Here is a 15,406-nt window from a genome sequence, read left to right as displayed (position 1 = left end):
TTTCTTGTACTCACCGGAAATATGCATAATCATTTTATTGAAAACTTCGGCTGTTGCCATCGCATCACCAAGGGCGGTATGCCGCCCAATACATTTTACTTTGTATAAATCGAGTAAAAAATCAAGGCTCACATGGTCATCTCTTTTTATAACACCCCTCGTATAGATAAACATAGTATCAAGACACCTTTGCTTGAGAGTGCATCCATATGTTTCAAACAATTCTTTACAAATCATATCCATATCAAACTTTATATGGTGACCTACAATTACCGAATTTTTAATAAACTTTAAAAACTCAGGAATCACTTCCACCACATACGGCTTATCATGCACCATCTCGTCAGTAATACCATGCCATTTTATCGACTGAGGGTCAATTTTCTTGCCGGGATTAATAAAAGTATTGTAGTAATCAATAATCTTGAAGTTTTTAATTTTAACTGCGGCAATATTGATAATTTTTGCAGTATTTATGTCAAGACCGGTTGTTTCTGTATCTACGACAGCAAACTCTGCATCATGCAAATCAATCCCCATAAAATCTTTTTTGTTGTAAGAATTACATATTTTTATGACATATTCAACAACAGGGTCATTATTTTTTCTTTTTTTAAGAAAACTGCGACCAAATATTTTAAGCATTGCTCAGCTCCAAATCATCGCAGTTTTATAACACTATTTAGAAAAAAATCAAAATAAATTTTTGGATTTTATACCACAAACGTTCAAATTATCTATGCTCAAAATATATCAAATATTTTACGGTTAACTTTTCTTTAATTCTGCTAATTGCTGTTTTAAATCCTCCAGTATCCTTTTAAGCTCAGCCTCATGCCCTTTCTCCTGTTGTGCAAGATTAATAAAAAGCTCTTTTGATGCCTGAGTAACAGACTTTTCAGCAGCAGAAAGATAAAATCTCATCGCCTCAATCTCTTTCGGAATCCTTATTAAAACCACCTGTATCATCTCTTCAAGAGCTTTTATCTTTTCTTTTTTAGATAAATTTTCCATATTTTCCTCCCTAATTTGGCCAGGTAATTTTACCGCCATTGTAGGCAATTAAAGTCAGTACAGGAATTGACAGGAAATACACAAGACAGTATATTGCAAACAGACTTTCATTAGTAACAATTTCGGGGTTGAAAAGCCTAAGCAAGCTTATAAATATACAAAAAACACTAAGTATGGCTGAAAATAACAGTTTGTTTCTAAATATTTTTGTCATAGTCATTTCATAATTGAGCCACCAACTCAAAATACCCGATAAAATTGCAGGAAATATCGAAAGTGTACCGCATATCAGGGAGTAAAAAGCTGCAAGTTCAAAACTATTTTGCCTTGTAAAAATGTATAAAAGCAGCATAAAAGCTCCAAAGTACAATATACCCATAGGATAATGTATAAAAACCGGATGCGGATGATATCTCGCATAAAGCCTTCTGAGTTTGTCTTTTTTGTCTTCCTCGACCACTTCTGGCTCAAGGTCGCAAACAAATTTTATATTATCCCTTTTTAGCAAGTCATCCCCATGGGGTGCCATTGAAATAAAGTCAGTCATATCTTCGCCCGCTTTATGTCTGTTCATATGGACACCATTTTTCCAAAACCTGCTGTTTGTCACATCATAAACTTTATCTTTGTAGATTATATATGCGGGCTTACCGTCTTTGCCATTATAATGTTTAATCTCATCCCTTTTCACATAGCCCTCCGTTTTTTATCCTATTTTATCAAAGTATTTAATTCAAATAAAGGAGACATAATAGAAATTACTATAAAACCAACTACAAGACCAAGAAGCAGTATAAAAACAGGCTCAACCACCGATAGAAATACTGAAGTCAGTTTTTCTATCCTTTTTAAATAAAAAGAGGAAAGTCTTTCAAAAATCATTGGCAGGTTGCCAGTTTTTTCACCGGTTTTAATGGCTGCAGCAACAATCTCAGAAAAACCTTTTTTTGATGCAATACTTTCAGAAAAAGATTTCCCCATCCTTACATCTAAAGCAGCGCTTTTTAAAATGTCCTTATAATACATATTGTTAAGGGTATCTGAAGCAATCTCTATTGCAGAAACCAACACAACACCCTCTTTTAGAAGAAATGCCATAGTCTCACAAAATCTGTATAAATTAAGATTCTCTACAAGTTTGATATTTGACAATTTGTTATCAATTTTAAGTCTTAAATTTTTATTTTTATTCAAAACAAATCTTCCTGTAAAAAAAACTGCCAATATTAATATCACCAATAAATAACCGTAATGTTTGATAAAATTTCCGGTATTGATAAGAAACTCCGTTGACAATGGTAATTTTCTGTTTACAGAAACAAATATGTTTTCCATTTTGGGAACCACATAAGCAAGCAAAAATCCAACTACACCTAAGCCTACGCTTAACACTATCAGGGGATAAACCATTGCCATCTTTATTTTATCTAAGCTTTTCTTTCTATCCTCTTCATATTTTGCAATATTCTCAAGCGACTCGGCAAGCCTTCCTATATTTTCGCTCGCTTTGATTATGTTTATATGGGTTTCACTAAAAAGATTCCGGTGATTCTCAAGCACGCTGGAAAGCTTCTGCCCGCCACTTAATTTTGATGAAATATCAAGCAATGTCTTTTTCAAATATCTTGAAGAGTATTGATTGCCTGTTATTTTAAAAGCTTCAGTCAACACAACCCCGCTCTTTAAAAGAGTGGATAGCTGGAAAAAAATATCTGGCAGATTTTTTTTTGACAAAAAGGGAAGAGCAATACTAAAACTTTTCTTCTTTGAGGATACTTCAGATATCTCCTCCGGAAAAACCCCCTGTCCCTTTAAAATATTTATAAGAATGCTCTTTGAAGAAGCTTCCAATGTCCCGCTTATTTTGGAACCGTCAGATTTTATTCCGATATAGGTATATACAGGCATATTCCTTACTCAACCATTGTCACCGAAACAACTTCCTGTAAAGTAGTTTTCCCTTCTTTAACAAGTCTTAAACCTTCCTCAACAAGAGACTTGTATCCTATTTTTCTGGCTTCTTTTTCAATATCTTTTGAGCTGCTTTTTGAAGTAATAAGTTTTCTAATTTCGTCATTAATTTCAAGAAATTCAAATATAGCTGCCCTGCCTTTATATCCTGTGAACATGCATTTTTCACATCCATTTCCGATAAAGTATTTTTCTATATCAAAATTTGTACTGCCAAACATTTTCCTCTCAGAGTCATCAATAATCTTCTCTGTTTTGCAATTATCACATACTTTTCTTACAAGTCTTTGGCCAGCAACCAGCATAAGAGATGAGGCCACAAGAAACGGCTCTACCCCCATATCTATAAGCCTTGCGATAGCAGTTGGAGCATCATTCGTATGCAATGTGGACAATACAAGATGACCGGTAAGGGATGCCTGCACAGCTGCTTTGGCAGTCTCTTCATCCCTTATTTCACCTACAAGAATAACATCAGGATCCTGCCTTAAGAAAGATTTAATTGCTGAAGCAAATGTAAGATTTACAACCGGATTAACCTGTACCTGTGTAATCTTTTCTATCTGGTATTCAACAGGGTCTTCAATAGTGACGATATTTTTAACCTCTCTGTCAAGCTCCAATAATGATGCATAAAGTGTTGTAGTCTTACCACTTCCGGTAGGTCCTGTTACAAGAATTATACCATTGGGTTTTTTGATATAACTTTTATATTTATCAGCAAACCCTACTGGCAAACCAAGATTATCAAGTCTTATCAATCCTTTTGTCTTTTCCAGCACTCTTAATACAACTTTTTCACCTTTTGTGGAAGGTACCGTAGAGACCCTCATATCCACCTCACGGTTACCAACCTTAATATTGATTCTGCCGTCCTGTGGTTTTCTGGTTTCAGAAACATCAAGCATCGCCATAACTTTTAATCTTGCAATGATTTGGGAGTGTATCCCCTTTTTGAATTTTCTGACCGTTCTTAGACTGCCGTCTATTCTGTATCTGACAATAAAAAAATCATCAAGATTTTCAAAATGAATATCACTTGCATCCGATTTTACTGCATTTACAATTATCTGATTAACAAGGCTAATTATAGGCGCATCCTGATATGTGGCAGAAAGAATGTCCTCAACAGACTCACTCTCATCCATCCTTTCAGTATCAACATCAATGTTCATATCTCCTGAAACAGCTTCCAGAATCTCAAGTATTTTTTTTCTATCAGTCTCCTCAATTTCTGCTTCTATGCCAACCATTTTCACAAAAAAAAGCGCTTTTTTGAAACCATCATTGTCAGCAAAATAAATTACAGGTTTATCCTTTTCAAAAAACGGCACAAAGTTTGTCTTATCCGGAAATTTCTGATAATTTTCGAATACAATTTTTTTCAAATCAGCCTGTACATTTTCCATTTCACTTTCCGTTTAACTGCATCTGGTGATTTTTGTTCATCATCTGCATGTACTGTCTTTTTTCAGAGTTTATCAACTCAAGATCCTCTCTTGTGTTTATTATCTGGGCAGAGATAAATACCATCATGTTTGTCTTTGAATTACTCTTATTCCTTGACTTGAAAAGCCAGCCAAGAAGAGGAATCTTCGACAGGCCTGGTACTTCAGAATTTGAAACAGATGTATCGTCTCCGATAAGGCCACTTATCACCATTGTATAACCATTTATCAGTTCCACATTTGTCCTGGTCTGTCTGGTCAAAGTAATGGGAGCAGTAAGATCAGTAGAAGTGGCATTTGCAATCACCTTTTTAACTTCCTGGTCTATTTTCAGCGTCAGAGTGTTGTTGTCAGAAATATGAGGGGTAACTTTCAATCTTATACCTACATCCCTGTAATCATAGGATTGTATGGGGTTATTGTTAGTGTCAAACTTTGTACTGGTAAGATACGGCCTATTTTCACCAACGAAAACTTCAGCCTCTTCATTATCAAGTGTCAAAATCTGTGGATTTGATATTATGTTGATAGCACTGTCAGTTTTAACAAAATTAACAAGTGCGGAAAGGGTTGGAAATTTAACCCCTTCGTAAGTTATAATATTTCCGAGAATACTTGCCGTAAATCCTCCGGGTAGTGCAGCAAAGTTTGGAGAATTGCCATCCAAAACCGGAGCCTGAAAATTTGTCAAACTACCGTTATTCAAAAATCCTGCACTGCCTGCCATATTTGAATTCCCTCCACCAGCAAGCCACTCAACGCCAAAGTTTGCACCGTTTTCTATTGATGTTTCAAGAATCAATGCCTCTATATAAACCTGCTTACGTGGCACATCCAGTTTTTCTATTAAAGAAGCTATATTATCATATAACTCTTTATCACCAAGAGCAATAATTGAGTTAGTCGACTTGTCAGAGGCAACCTTGGAGCTTATTGGCGCCTGTTTTTTGGGATCAACAGATGTCGCAAGAAGCTTATTCAAAATCTTTTCCACATCTTCTGCAGCAACGTTTTTTATCCTATACACTTGTGGCTTGACCGCTGATACATCTGTGTTGCTATCAAGCTTATCAATAAGATATTCAGCCTTCTCAATGTCTTTTGGCTTTGCACCTACAATAAGGGTATTTGAATAGTCGTCTGATATTATTACCGGGTTAAAAGGAAGAATGCCTTGTATGGCAAATTGTTTAAAAAATTCCTTCAATTTGTTGTCTATTGCTGATGCTGTAGAATTTTTTATACTGAAGCTCTTGAAAATAAAATCATTGGCATATTCTTCCATTGTCCTTAATATATCTTTTATTTTTATTATTCTTTCTGTTTCATCACTTACCACCACTGCATTAACATCTTTTACTATTTGAAAGTTGCCAAATTTGGATTTTATAGTGGCAAGACTTTGGGCTACCCTTGACAGATCAAGATTGTCAAACGTAATGAGTGCCGTTACAAAATTTGTAGCGCTCTTCTTACTTCCATCATAAAAATCTTCATTATATTCCCTGATATCCTGTTTTTTTACAATCTGATAATATGTTCCCTTGTCAATGGCATAATAACCGTTTACAGAAAGAACAGAATGCATTATTTCGATAAGATTATCTTTAGATAATTTTGAATTGCTCTGTATTGTAATATTCCCTGAAATACTATTTTCGTCATAAACAACCGATTTCCCTGTAAATTCCGAAACAAATAATAAAAAATCTTTAAGACTGACATTTTTAAACTGTGCATCAATATCTTCAGCCATAACTGAAAAACTAAAAAAAACCATTATTATCAATAAAATTTTCTTCATTTATACACCTCTAAGTCTTATCTACTGTATTTCAACAAAAACCGACTGTTTCTGCCCTCTCCTCAGAATATCGATACTGACAGCTGTAACATCTGAAATCTTTGACAACAATTCCATCATTCTCTGGGGGTTTTCAACAGAATCACCGTTTATTCTTACTATTACATCCCCGGGATTTATACCTATTTTTCTTAGTATAGAATCCCTGGTCATTCTGCTTATCCTGTAACCTATAAATTCATTGTTATTGTAATAAGGAGAAATAAAAACGGTACGTATTAAAGAGTTTATATCTTTTAATTGTTTTTCTATCTCCTGTCTATTTATTTTGTAATTGTTAGTTTTATTGGAAGAAGGATTAGGCGTTGGCAGCTTTTTTACAGAATTTCTTATTATAGTGTTATCTTTCTCAAGTTTTAATTCATAAACTTTACCACCTTTGCTTACAAATATCGTATTGTTATCTACATAGTCAATTATATACCCTTCAACCTCTTTTTCAGAAGAAAACACTTTCACGTCGTTATTTAGTTTTACAAGTGCAAGAATACGTCCCTGATCATCAACGTACCCAAGAGCTGATAATTTGTCAGAAGGGAGAGTGATATTTGTTTCACTTTTTATATCCTGTACTGACTCTTGAGCTGGCTTATTTTCTTCTACTTTTAATTTGAAGGGGTTGCTCTTGAGTATGTCTTCATTGGAGAATCTTTTATTTTTATCATTTACCATTCCCGTATTTTCAATCGGCAAGTTAACTACGGGACTTTGATATTTATATTCGATAAACCTGGAAATTGAAAAAGCAGAAGTTATACACAAAATTGACAACGAAAAAGTTACAAGAATAAATTTTATATTCATCAACATCCCTTAATAAAAAAACCTTTAATTTATTTTGTATTGTTATCACAATAAAAAGAATTTTTCAAATAAAAGTTAGAATATTGTTTACATCAAAAAAAAATGTGTTAAGATTTTTGGAACATTAAACTGATGAGGAGGAATAGAATAATGGTAAAAAAAGGTTTTTCCCTTATTGAGCTCATGGTAGTAATTGTAATTCTGGGACTACTTGCAACATTTTTATTGCCAAAAATTATTAACAGACCAGATGAAGCAAGGATTACCAAAGCAAAAAGTGACATTAAAACCATAGAATCAGCATTAAAACTGTATAAACTTGACAACGGTATATACCCGACAACCGAACAGGGACTTCAAGCACTTATCACAAAACCTGAAACGGAACCAATCCCAAAAAACTGGAAAAAAGGTGGATATCTTGATACAAATTCTTTACCAAAAGACCCCTGGGGAAACAATTATATTTATAGGTCTCCCGGCGAAAACGAAAGAGACTACGAAATTATTTCACTCGGAGCTGACGGTAAAGAGGGTGGGCAGGACAATGATGCTGATATTAAAAGCTATGAAATAAATTAGGTGGAAATTTTTTGAACAAAGGATTTACATTTGTAGAACTTCTTGTTGTTATTGCCATTTTTGGTATATCAATGATGTTTATTGTACCTAAAGTGGTCGAAAATTATTCCGAAAATAATCCGGTTAAAAAACAATTTGAAAATGTAATCAATTCAGCCTTCAAGCTCTCTGCCACAAGGCAGAGAGCTGTTTTTATAAAGGGGCTAAAAGGTTCGAACATTTTAAAAATTGACAACGATACTTTCGAAATAGAAGATGCCGGTAATTTTAATATAGTGAAAATAAATGATAACAATCAAAATGGACTTGAGTTTTATTTAGGAGTTTATCCGGACAGGGCCATCGACAGTTTTGAAATTGTTACGTCCAAAGATATGAAAATTATTTCAGATTCATTAAATATGAGGGTAGAAATCATTGAATAAGCAAGGGTTTACTCTTCTGGAAGTACTTATTGCACTTTCTGTTACTGCAATTTCACTAATGGGAATATATCATCTCATAAACTTTTCCTTTTCAACCCTGTTAAGTGCCAAAAACAGACTACAGTTAATCAACCAAACATACGAATATTTGCTTATAAAAAACAAATCCCCAAATAGCTATTATATTTCTAAAATCTCCCAGAATATCAATATAACGGATAACATTGAAGCCAACATCTACAATATATTGGAGCAGCGTTTATTGAAATCATCCAACACTGATGAGGAGATAAATTTTATTTATTTTATAAAAAAATGAAAAAAGGGTTTACTTTATTAGAGCTTTTAATTGCATTTCTTATTTCAATACTTGTTATAGTATCAGTGTACAACATACTTAACTCCACAATTAATTATTCTGCCAGTTCCAAACAGGAATCTGAAAAGATTAATATGAAATATAACCTGACAAGATTGATAACTGACGACATAACTTCCGTAACAGATAACAACATCTTAAAAAGTTCTTCATTTGGCAACACTACAGTTTCATTCTCAACCTTGAACACTCTCGTGCTCAATAAAATGATAAGCATAAAAGTAACATATTTATATGAAAAGAATATATTGTATAGAATCGAGGAAAATGAAGAAACAGGCCTGTATGAAAAATTTAAACTTGCTGAAAATGTTAAAAACTTCGATGTTCTGGCATTTGATAATGACAGATACGTAGAAGAATTTGACAAAATAGGTATTTTAAAATTCAAGGTAGTAACCGAAAATGACGATATCGAAATTGTGGCAGGTAATCTGAACAGATGAAAACCAAAAAGGGGTCTGTCCTTCTCATTGTCCTGATACTGTTAACCGCCTCACTTGCATTATCCGTATACTTAAGCGAAAAAAATACTGAAAGCTACGCCAAAGTGGCAAACATCAAAAATACACTTCAGGCAAATATAGTTGCAGCTACAGCTGCCTCATCTGTAGCTGAAATATTAAAAGATGACAATAACAAATCAGATAGTCAGGACGATATATGGGCTACACCTTTTTCATATAACCAGGACAACATTTTTATAAATGTTTCTGTAACACCACTTAATGGTAAAATAAATATTAACAATCTTTACAACAGCACAAGCGATGTGAGCAAAAGAATAATTTCAAGTTTTGAAAAGATAGTTGCTGATTACAATATTAATCTTGCCAGTCTTCATAAATTAGCTGACTATATAGACAATGATACAGAAAATATGCCATTTGGGATGGAAAATGAGCAAATAGAATATTATGGACGAAAACTCAACATAAAAAACAAACCCCTTGAAACTTTTTATGAATCCTCCCTAATCGTCGACAATGGCTCTTATAATGTACTAAAAAATATTTTCACTTCTGATACTGGTGAAACAAAAATAAACATCAACTTTGCATCCAAAGATGTCCTTAATTATTATATACCGGAGCTAACACCTTATGTTGAAGATATTATAAAATACAGGGAAAGCAAAGTATTTAACGATATATCGGAAATAAGAAAAGCATCAAATATCCCCAACGACATATACCAGGCTATTATTCAGTATATAACGGTAAAGTCAGATAACTATTATTTAAGAATTAATATTGAAATATCCGACAATTTGTTTTACTATCATTCATTGATTAACAAAAAAGAAGGAATTTTAATTTTTTTTAAAGGGTTAAATGAAAACTATTTCTGAAAAAATTTATTTTGTTGATATCACCGGAAACTTCTACGACATCAACGGGGAAAAAACAGATGCGAATAAAATTTTATCCGACCAGCCTTTCTGTTTACTTTTGCACGATGAATACTTTTTCTATGAAACAATTAATGATTCTCTTCCAAAAACATCAAAATTAAAACTAATTATAAAAAATTATCTTAGCGGAAGTTATCCTGAAGAATTTCTTGAAAAAATATATCTTGTTAAAAATAATAAACTAATAGCTGCAATCCCTTCTGAAAAATTTTTAAATTTTAACAGTGTTATCCTTCAAAAAGCAAAAAAAGTCTCAACCCCTGCTATTGAGCTTTATATTAAAGGGGAAAAGACTTCAATTTTCTATAAAAACGTTGAAATAAAAATTAGCGAAGATATAGTTTATATACCTAACAAATCAGGCAAAACAAGCAAGCTGAACGATTACAACTTTTCTGACTTAAGCTATAATATTTTCAAAGACGACAAAAAAGCAGATTATAAACATTTCGTTATACCATCAATAATCTACCTGATAGCTTTGATAATATTTGTCGCAGGAAACATTTTAAAAACAAAAAGTCTTGACAATAAAGTGGCCTACCTTAACTCAAAAATAAATGAAATTTATAAAAAAGCCGGAATAAATGACAAAGTCGACCCTTACGGAAAACTATTGTTTAAGGCTCAGAGAAATTTACCCAAATCACTATATATTCTTGATAACTACTATTACATTTCCCAATCATTTGCAAACACTGATACAATTGACACCCTAAACTTTAACGACAACAGTTTTAAAATATCAGGCAAAACATCCGATTTTAAATCGCTTGATGTAATAAAAAACAATTTATCCAGGTACTACAGCGTGGTAGAAATACTGAATACAAAAATAGACAAAGACTTTCTTCAGTATAGTTTAAAGGTGTCAAATGAAAAAAATTGAATTTGACAAAAATAAAGTTTACCAGCTACTTATATTTATTGGAATATCTTTTACGATATTGTATTGGTCAAAACTATATTTTGACAACAAATACAATGAAAAAAAGTCTGAAATCAGTGTACTGACAGAAAAATACTCAAAAGTTTACTCACTTTTCCAGCAAACAAATATTAAATCTTATATACTCGAAGAAAGCCTTATGGTATTTATACAGGATACACTCTCAAGGCTTAACCTGGCGGATAAAATGGCTTCATTAAAACCTCAAAACACTTCAACCTCTTTTGAATCTGTAATATTGAGGCTTGAAAATATGAACCTGAATCAGATAATAAGTGTAATAGGGGAAATTGATAAATATTCCAACACCAAGATAACACAGTTGTCACAGTCAAGACGATTTGATAACGAAGAATATGCAGATTTAATTCTGGAAATAGTGAAAACAAAATGAAAAAAATTCTGACTTTAATATACTTTTTGCTATTGTTTGTTTTGTCACTGATTATTTTTTTCCCTTATCAAACAGTTTTATCGTATGTGATTGACAACTATGCAAGGCAGGTAACATATTCTGAAATATTGGGAAACTTTAACAAATCCACAATTAGAAACATTAACATATACGGCTACAAAATAGGGGATATGACAATCAAGCACAGCCTGGCAAATCTGATAATGCAAAAAATTGATTTTTATGGTGAGATTTCGGGCATCAAACTGCTTGGGAGTGCAACAAAAAATAAAATTACTTTTTCTGCTGAAGGGGACGCGTCAAAGCTAAATTCATTCCTCGATAAAGGCTACGTTGTTAATAGTGGCAGTCTTAATGTTGATGGTGTTTTTAATATTAAAGATTTAAATCTTACTGGCCAATTAAAGCTGAAAGATTTGTCGGCTTCAGCCATGAATAAAAACTTCAGCGCAGAAAATTATGTATTAAAGTTTGAGCTAAAAAATAATAATCTTCAAATTGAAACAGTAGAATCCAAATCTAATCCACCATTTGTTGTAAAAGGTTCTATTTTATTAAATATCAACAACTTACTTTTTAGCAGACTTAATCTGATAGCAGAAATTGGCAAAGATAATTTGAAACTGAAACCGAGAATAACGGGTACAATTTCAAAACCGAATGTAAGATTTTAAACTGTTTACTTAATTTCAAAATAAAAATATGTATTATTGTCATCTATTTTCCTTTCCAGCATAATGTAATTGTCACTACTGTTGACGATATCGGCTATCTTAAAGGCCGCTGTTTTATTCTTATGATAAAATACTCCATTTCTAAAATCTAACACATCTTCGCAGGTAAAATTATCCGACATATTTATGAGTGAATATTTTTCAAAATCTATAAACCTTGTTTCCTGGTTAATATCAGTAAACCTGTATATTTTGCCGTATTTACACCCCTGTGGATCAAATTTTTTCAGTATAATCTCTTTATAGTAAATTTCTCTTGAGGGCTCATAAATATACAATATATCGTTTGACAGAATAAAATAGGATTCCTTATTATGTACGATTTTTCTTAACTTATATTCATTATTGAGAAATTCAGAAGTATTATTATCAAAAAGTATAACTTTATTTTCTGTTACTATATAACCACTTTTAGATATCTCACCTACCATACTCATATTATCAATATTAATCCTGGTCAGCTTTTTCTCTTCTAACAGATACATTATGTCGTCATCAAAAAGAATTTGCTCCGCAAGAACTTTTGTCGGAGGGAACATTTTCCTGGACTCAACATCAACTATCACTAAATTATTTTCTGCATCAATCAGATAAAGCTTGCCAGAATAAATATGTGCATTAACAATTTTCTTAAAGAGATTGCCTGAAAGTCGAATGGACTTATCAAGGTTTAAAACCTCAAAATATCTGTTTTCATAGCGTAAAATCTTATCACCATCAAAAATCAAATTATCCTGACCTTTTTTAATTGAAAATATTTTGCCACATTTATAAACATCATAAATCTCATATAAATTATTATTTTCTACCGAAAGCAAATTTCCTTTCAAATGTATGTTCTCAAATTGATTATTTACCAATATCTCTCTGCAGCCGGAAAGATTTGTCAATATTTTGTCAGGCTTTAAAACTGTCAGAAGTCCATTGTTATAGTCAAAATCTTTTACCTCTTCAGATATTATCTTTTTATAAGGAGCTCTTTTGAAATGAACTATATAATCAAGCATTAGTTTACTTTTTGGAAATTCTTTTTTAAAATTATCTGGAGAATCAATCTCAATGTTATCTTTATTTACAATATCAAGTAATCTTGGCGTTTTAGATACATCTTCAACAAAATCAGGTTTATAAGTACAACTTACTGTCAGGATTAACAACAAAAGCAATGACCATTTCATAATATCAGTCATTTAATTAAAGAGCATGTTCCCGGCAAATTTTTTTACAAAATCTGCAAGTTTCTCTTCAGCGACCCTTGCATATTTGCAAACAGCCATTTCCTCAACCAGTTTTTTGCACTCTTCAGTATTTATTTGACTTATTAATAGCTTAGCTTTCAGTAGCTGTGACGGGCTCATACTTAAATTTTTATACCCCAGTCCAATTAATATTGGAATATAAATAGGATCACCAGCCATCTCCCCGCATACTGTTGCATCAATACTAAATTTATTTGCACTATCTATTATACTTTTAAGAAGACTTAAAACAGCAGGGTGTGAAGGTCTGTAAAGGTAAGCAACATATTCATTATTTCTGTCGATACCAAGGGTATACTGAATCAAATCATTTGTCCCGACACTAAAAAAGTCAACTTCCTGAGCTGCCAGATCACAAATAAGTGCAATGGAAGGTAATTCAACCATTATGCCAATTTTAATATTCTCATTAAATTCTTTTCCCGCTTCTTTAAGCTCAGATTTACATTCATTAATGAGCATTTTTGCCTTGTCTATCTCTTCGATACCTGAAATCATAGGAAACATTATTCTTATATCCCCGAATGCAGATGCTCTTAAAATAGCCCTTATTTGCTTTTTAAAAAAATCCCTGAATCTCAAAGAATATCTTATTGCCCTCAGACCCATCGCGGGATTGCTCTCATCAGGATGTGGAAGCAAGTTGGAAAGCTTTTCACCACCCAGATCAAATGTCCTTACTACGAGCGGTTTACCATTATTTAAGCTAATAGCTTCTTTCAAAATCTCAAACTGCTCATCTTCAGGCACATCACCTTTTTCAAGATAAAAAAACTCTGTTCTGTAAAGACCAATTCCACACGAATTATATTCATTTGCAACAGCAATTTCATCATTTATTTCCACATTTGCAAAAAGGTTTATATGTGCACCGTCACTTGTATAAACTTCATTTTCTTTAAGTTTATTTAGCTCACTTACAAATTTAAGATATTGTTTTTCTTTCTTTTTGTATTCAGTAAGAGTATCTTCATCAGGCTCCACAATTACCTTGCCATTAATACCATCGATTATAACTGTATCTCCATCCGTAATGCTGTAAGTTGCATTTTCTATTCCAACAACTGCAGGCACACCAAGAGCCCTCAAAATTATTGATGTATGGGACACTTTGCTCCCCTTATCAAGTGCAAAACCCTTGACATTTTGCTTGTATAGATGTGCAGCTTCGTAAGGGGACAAATCGTGTGCAACAACAATCAAATCTCTTTTCAAATCGCAAGAATATTCATAACCCTTATCAATCATAAAGTTGAGCAGTTTTTTTGCTATGTGCTTTATGTCATTCTTTCTTTCTTTTAAATATTCATCTTTTGATCTTCCAAATAATTTAACCAGATTGCCTGAGACAACACTTAAAGCGTATTCAGCATTTACAAGATTTTCTCTGATAAATTTTTCTGTCTCCCCGATAAGCATTTCATCCTTTAAAAGCATTAAATATACATCAAAAATAAATTGGTGTGAGCTTGAAAAATCTTGTTCTGACATCTCTTTGACAGCAATCATATATTTTTCAGTCTCATTGACTGCATTTCTTAATTTTGTTATTTCATATTCAACATCGTTGGGCAAAATATTTCTTTTCTTTATATTTACAGTCCGCTTGTCAAAAACATAGGCTCTGCCAATTACCACCCCTTCCGATACTTTTATACCGTTTAACGTTATCATCTTTCTTCACCAAATTTGTTATCTACAAGGTTTTTAAGCGCCGCAAGGGCATTGTCAGCCGATTCTCCGCTTGCATAAATAGTGATAAAAGAACCCTTTGGTGCCGCAAGCATCATAACGCCCATTATACTTTTTCCATTCACCTGCACACCATCTTTTTCAACCTTAATATCACAATTATATTGACTTGCAACTCTCACAAAACTTGCAGCAGCTCGTGCGTGAAGTCCAAGCTCATTGACTATTTGTACCTGTAATGTTTTAGTATCAACTGAATTCATCATATCAAGCACCTCTTACATAAACAATTAAGAGCAAAAGTATCAAAGCTATTATCAGACCCAAAGTCACATCAAGTCTTTTGGCAAACAAAAATCCCAAAGCTACAAAAAAACTTACAATTACCAACAAGTCTATTTGAAAACCAATATTTGTCTTTATAAGCATAGAAAGCAAAATTCCAAAACAAAATAC

Annotated in this window: 18 protein-coding genes and 1 pseudogene; 8 read left to right on the top strand and 11 right to left on the bottom strand. The window is 32.7% G+C overall.

The features are described 5' to 3' along the window. The 7 genes from ACTCAF_RS09155 to ACTCAF_RS09125 all read right to left on the bottom strand — a co-directional run. Positions 1-645, bottom strand: a 645-nt coding sequence (locus tag ACTCAF_RS09155; RefSeq protein WP_463062987.1) for a 3'-5' exonuclease, incomplete at its 3' end; no start/stop codon positions are given. A 123-nt stretch (positions 646-768) separates the two neighbouring features. Beyond that, positions 769-1,014 (bottom strand): ferritin family protein, encoded by a 246-nt coding sequence (locus tag ACTCAF_RS09150; protein ID WP_463062986.1) that lies wholly within the window; start codon positions 1,012-1,014, stop codon positions 769-771. 10 nt (positions 1,015-1,024) lie between these two features. Beyond that, positions 1,025-1,705 (bottom strand): DUF2231 domain-containing protein, encoded by a 681-nt coding sequence (locus ACTCAF_RS09145; RefSeq protein WP_463062985.1) that lies wholly within the window; start codon positions 1,703-1,705, stop codon positions 1,025-1,027. A 20-nt stretch (positions 1,706-1,725) separates the two neighbouring features. Then, positions 1,726-2,922, bottom strand: coding sequence for a type II secretion system F family protein (locus ACTCAF_RS09140; protein WP_463062984.1), 1,197 nt, complete (start codon positions 2,920-2,922; stop codon positions 1,726-1,728). A gap of 5 nt (positions 2,923-2,927) precedes the next feature. Further along, positions 2,928-4,394, bottom strand: a complete 1,467-nt coding sequence (locus ACTCAF_RS09135; protein ID WP_463062983.1) for a GspE/PulE family protein — start codon at positions 4,392-4,394, stop codon at positions 2,928-2,930. Between the two features lies 1 nt (position 4,395). Beyond that, the gene (gene gspD / locus ACTCAF_RS09130; protein WP_463062982.1) at positions 4,396-6,237 is read right to left on the bottom strand and encodes a type II secretion system secretin GspD; all 1,842 of its coding nucleotides are present in this window, start codon (positions 6,235-6,237) and stop codon (positions 4,396-4,398) included. Positions 6,238-6,258: 21 nt separating this feature from the next. Continuing rightward, positions 6,259-7,101 (bottom strand): hypothetical protein, encoded by an 843-nt coding sequence (locus ACTCAF_RS09125; RefSeq protein WP_463062981.1) that lies wholly within the window; start codon positions 7,099-7,101, stop codon positions 6,259-6,261. A 150-nt stretch (positions 7,102-7,251) separates the two neighbouring features. Between ACTCAF_RS09125 and gspG the strand changes: the two genes are divergently transcribed. Genes gspG through ACTCAF_RS09085 form a run of 8 tightly spaced genes read left to right on the top strand, consistent with a single transcriptional unit; the run spans position 7,252 to position 11,939 of the window. After that, positions 7,252-7,683 (top strand): type II secretion system major pseudopilin GspG, encoded by a 432-nt coding sequence (gene gspG, locus ACTCAF_RS09120; protein ID WP_463062980.1) that lies wholly within the window; start codon positions 7,252-7,254, stop codon positions 7,681-7,683. Between the two features lie 11 nt (positions 7,684-7,694). Beyond that, complete coding sequence (locus tag ACTCAF_RS09115; protein WP_463062979.1) at positions 7,695-8,108, top strand: prepilin-type N-terminal cleavage/methylation domain-containing protein; 414 nt, start codon at positions 7,695-7,697, stop codon at positions 8,106-8,108. After that, positions 8,101-8,427, top strand: a complete 327-nt coding sequence (locus ACTCAF_RS09110; protein WP_463062978.1) for a type IV pilus modification PilV family protein — start codon at positions 8,101-8,103, stop codon at positions 8,425-8,427. Before ACTCAF_RS09115 ends, ACTCAF_RS09110 begins: the two co-directional genes overlap by 8 nt. Beyond that, the gene (locus tag ACTCAF_RS09105; protein WP_463062977.1) at positions 8,424-8,933 is read left to right on the top strand and encodes a PulJ/GspJ family protein; all 510 of its coding nucleotides are present in this window, start codon (positions 8,424-8,426) and stop codon (positions 8,931-8,933) included. Before ACTCAF_RS09110 ends, ACTCAF_RS09105 begins: the two co-directional genes overlap by 4 nt. Further along, entirely contained in the window at positions 8,930-9,838 is a 909-nt protein-coding gene (locus ACTCAF_RS09100; protein WP_463062976.1) for a type II secretion system minor pseudopilin, read from the top strand. Before ACTCAF_RS09105 ends, ACTCAF_RS09100 begins: the two co-directional genes overlap by 4 nt. Then, on the top strand, positions 9,822-10,790 hold the full coding sequence (locus tag ACTCAF_RS09095) for a hypothetical protein (RefSeq protein WP_463062975.1): 969 nt from the start codon (positions 9,822-9,824) through the stop codon (positions 10,788-10,790). Before ACTCAF_RS09100 ends, ACTCAF_RS09095 begins: the two co-directional genes overlap by 17 nt. Beyond that, positions 10,777-11,244, top strand: a complete 468-nt coding sequence (locus ACTCAF_RS09090) for a hypothetical protein (protein WP_463062974.1) — start codon at positions 10,777-10,779, stop codon at positions 11,242-11,244. The genes ACTCAF_RS09095 and ACTCAF_RS09090 overlap by 14 nt, the downstream gene beginning before the upstream one ends. Then, positions 11,241-11,939 carry a hypothetical protein gene (locus ACTCAF_RS09085; protein WP_463062973.1) on the top strand — a complete coding sequence of 233 codons (699 nt, stop codon included), beginning with the start codon at positions 11,241-11,243 and terminating at the stop codon, positions 11,937-11,939. Before ACTCAF_RS09090 ends, ACTCAF_RS09085 begins: the two co-directional genes overlap by 4 nt. A gap of 5 nt (positions 11,940-11,944) precedes the next feature. On the opposite strand, the gene ACTCAF_RS09080 is transcribed toward ACTCAF_RS09085, so the two are convergent. The 4 genes and pseudogenes from ACTCAF_RS09080 to ACTCAF_RS09065 form a co-directional block, all read right to left on the bottom strand. Next, positions 11,945-13,189, bottom strand: coding sequence for a hypothetical protein (locus ACTCAF_RS09080; protein ID WP_463062972.1), 1,245 nt, complete (start codon positions 13,187-13,189; stop codon positions 11,945-11,947). Next, positions 13,190-14,932 carry a phosphoenolpyruvate--protein phosphotransferase gene (gene ptsP, locus ACTCAF_RS09075; RefSeq protein ID WP_463062971.1) on the bottom strand — a complete coding sequence of 581 codons (1,743 nt, stop codon included), beginning with the start codon at positions 14,930-14,932 and terminating at the stop codon, positions 13,190-13,192. Then, entirely contained in the window at positions 14,929-15,216 is a 288-nt protein-coding gene (locus ACTCAF_RS09070; protein WP_463062970.1) for an HPr family phosphocarrier protein, read from the bottom strand. The genes ptsP and ACTCAF_RS09070 overlap by 4 nt, the downstream gene beginning before the upstream one ends. A gap of 1 nt (position 15,217) precedes the next feature. After that, positions 15,218-15,406: pseudogene (locus ACTCAF_RS09065) on the bottom strand (hypothetical protein); the annotation flags it as partial.

The sequence above is a fragment of the Deferrivibrio sp. genome (genome assembly GCF_055117995.1).
This window is presented reverse-complemented; position numbering and strand designations above follow the sequence as displayed.

Coding starts and splice junctions, on each gene's coding strand:
- gspG (WP_463062980.1), top strand. CDS start 7,252: ATGGTAAAAAAAGGTTTTTCCCTTATTGAGCTCATGGTAGTAATTGTA.
- ACTCAF_RS09140 (WP_463062984.1), bottom strand. CDS start 2,922: ATGCCTGTATATACCTATATCGGAATAAAATCTGACGGTTCCAAAATA.
- ACTCAF_RS09135 (WP_463062983.1), bottom strand. CDS start 4,394: ATGGAAAATGTACAGGCTGATTTGAAAAAAATTGTATTCGAAAATTAT.
- ACTCAF_RS09080 (WP_463062972.1), bottom strand. CDS start 13,189: ATGACTGATATTATGAAATGGTCATTGCTTTTGTTGTTAATCCTGACA.
- ACTCAF_RS09070 (WP_463062970.1), bottom strand. CDS start 15,216: ATGATGAATTCAGTTGATACTAAAACATTACAGGTACAAATAGTCAAT.
- ACTCAF_RS09090 (WP_463062974.1), top strand. CDS start 10,777: ATGAAAAAAATTGAATTTGACAAAAATAAAGTTTACCAGCTACTTATA.
- ACTCAF_RS09125 (WP_463062981.1), bottom strand. CDS start 7,101: ATGAATATAAAATTTATTCTTGTAACTTTTTCGTTGTCAATTTTGTGT.
- ACTCAF_RS09100 (WP_463062976.1), top strand. CDS start 8,930: ATGAAAACCAAAAAGGGGTCTGTCCTTCTCATTGTCCTGATACTGTTA.
- gspD (WP_463062982.1), bottom strand. CDS start 6,237: ATGAAGAAAATTTTATTGATAATAATGGTTTTTTTTAGTTTTTCAGTT.
- ACTCAF_RS09085 (WP_463062973.1), top strand. CDS start 11,241: ATGAAAAAAATTCTGACTTTAATATACTTTTTGCTATTGTTTGTTTTG.
- ptsP (WP_463062971.1), bottom strand. CDS start 14,932: ATGATAACGTTAAACGGTATAAAAGTATCGGAAGGGGTGGTAATTGGC.
- ACTCAF_RS09150 (WP_463062986.1), bottom strand. CDS start 1,014: ATGGAAAATTTATCTAAAAAAGAAAAGATAAAAGCTCTTGAAGAGATG.
- ACTCAF_RS09105 (WP_463062977.1), top strand. CDS start 8,424: ATGAAAAAAGGGTTTACTTTATTAGAGCTTTTAATTGCATTTCTTATT.
- ACTCAF_RS09095 (WP_463062975.1), top strand. CDS start 9,822: ATGAAAACTATTTCTGAAAAAATTTATTTTGTTGATATCACCGGAAAC.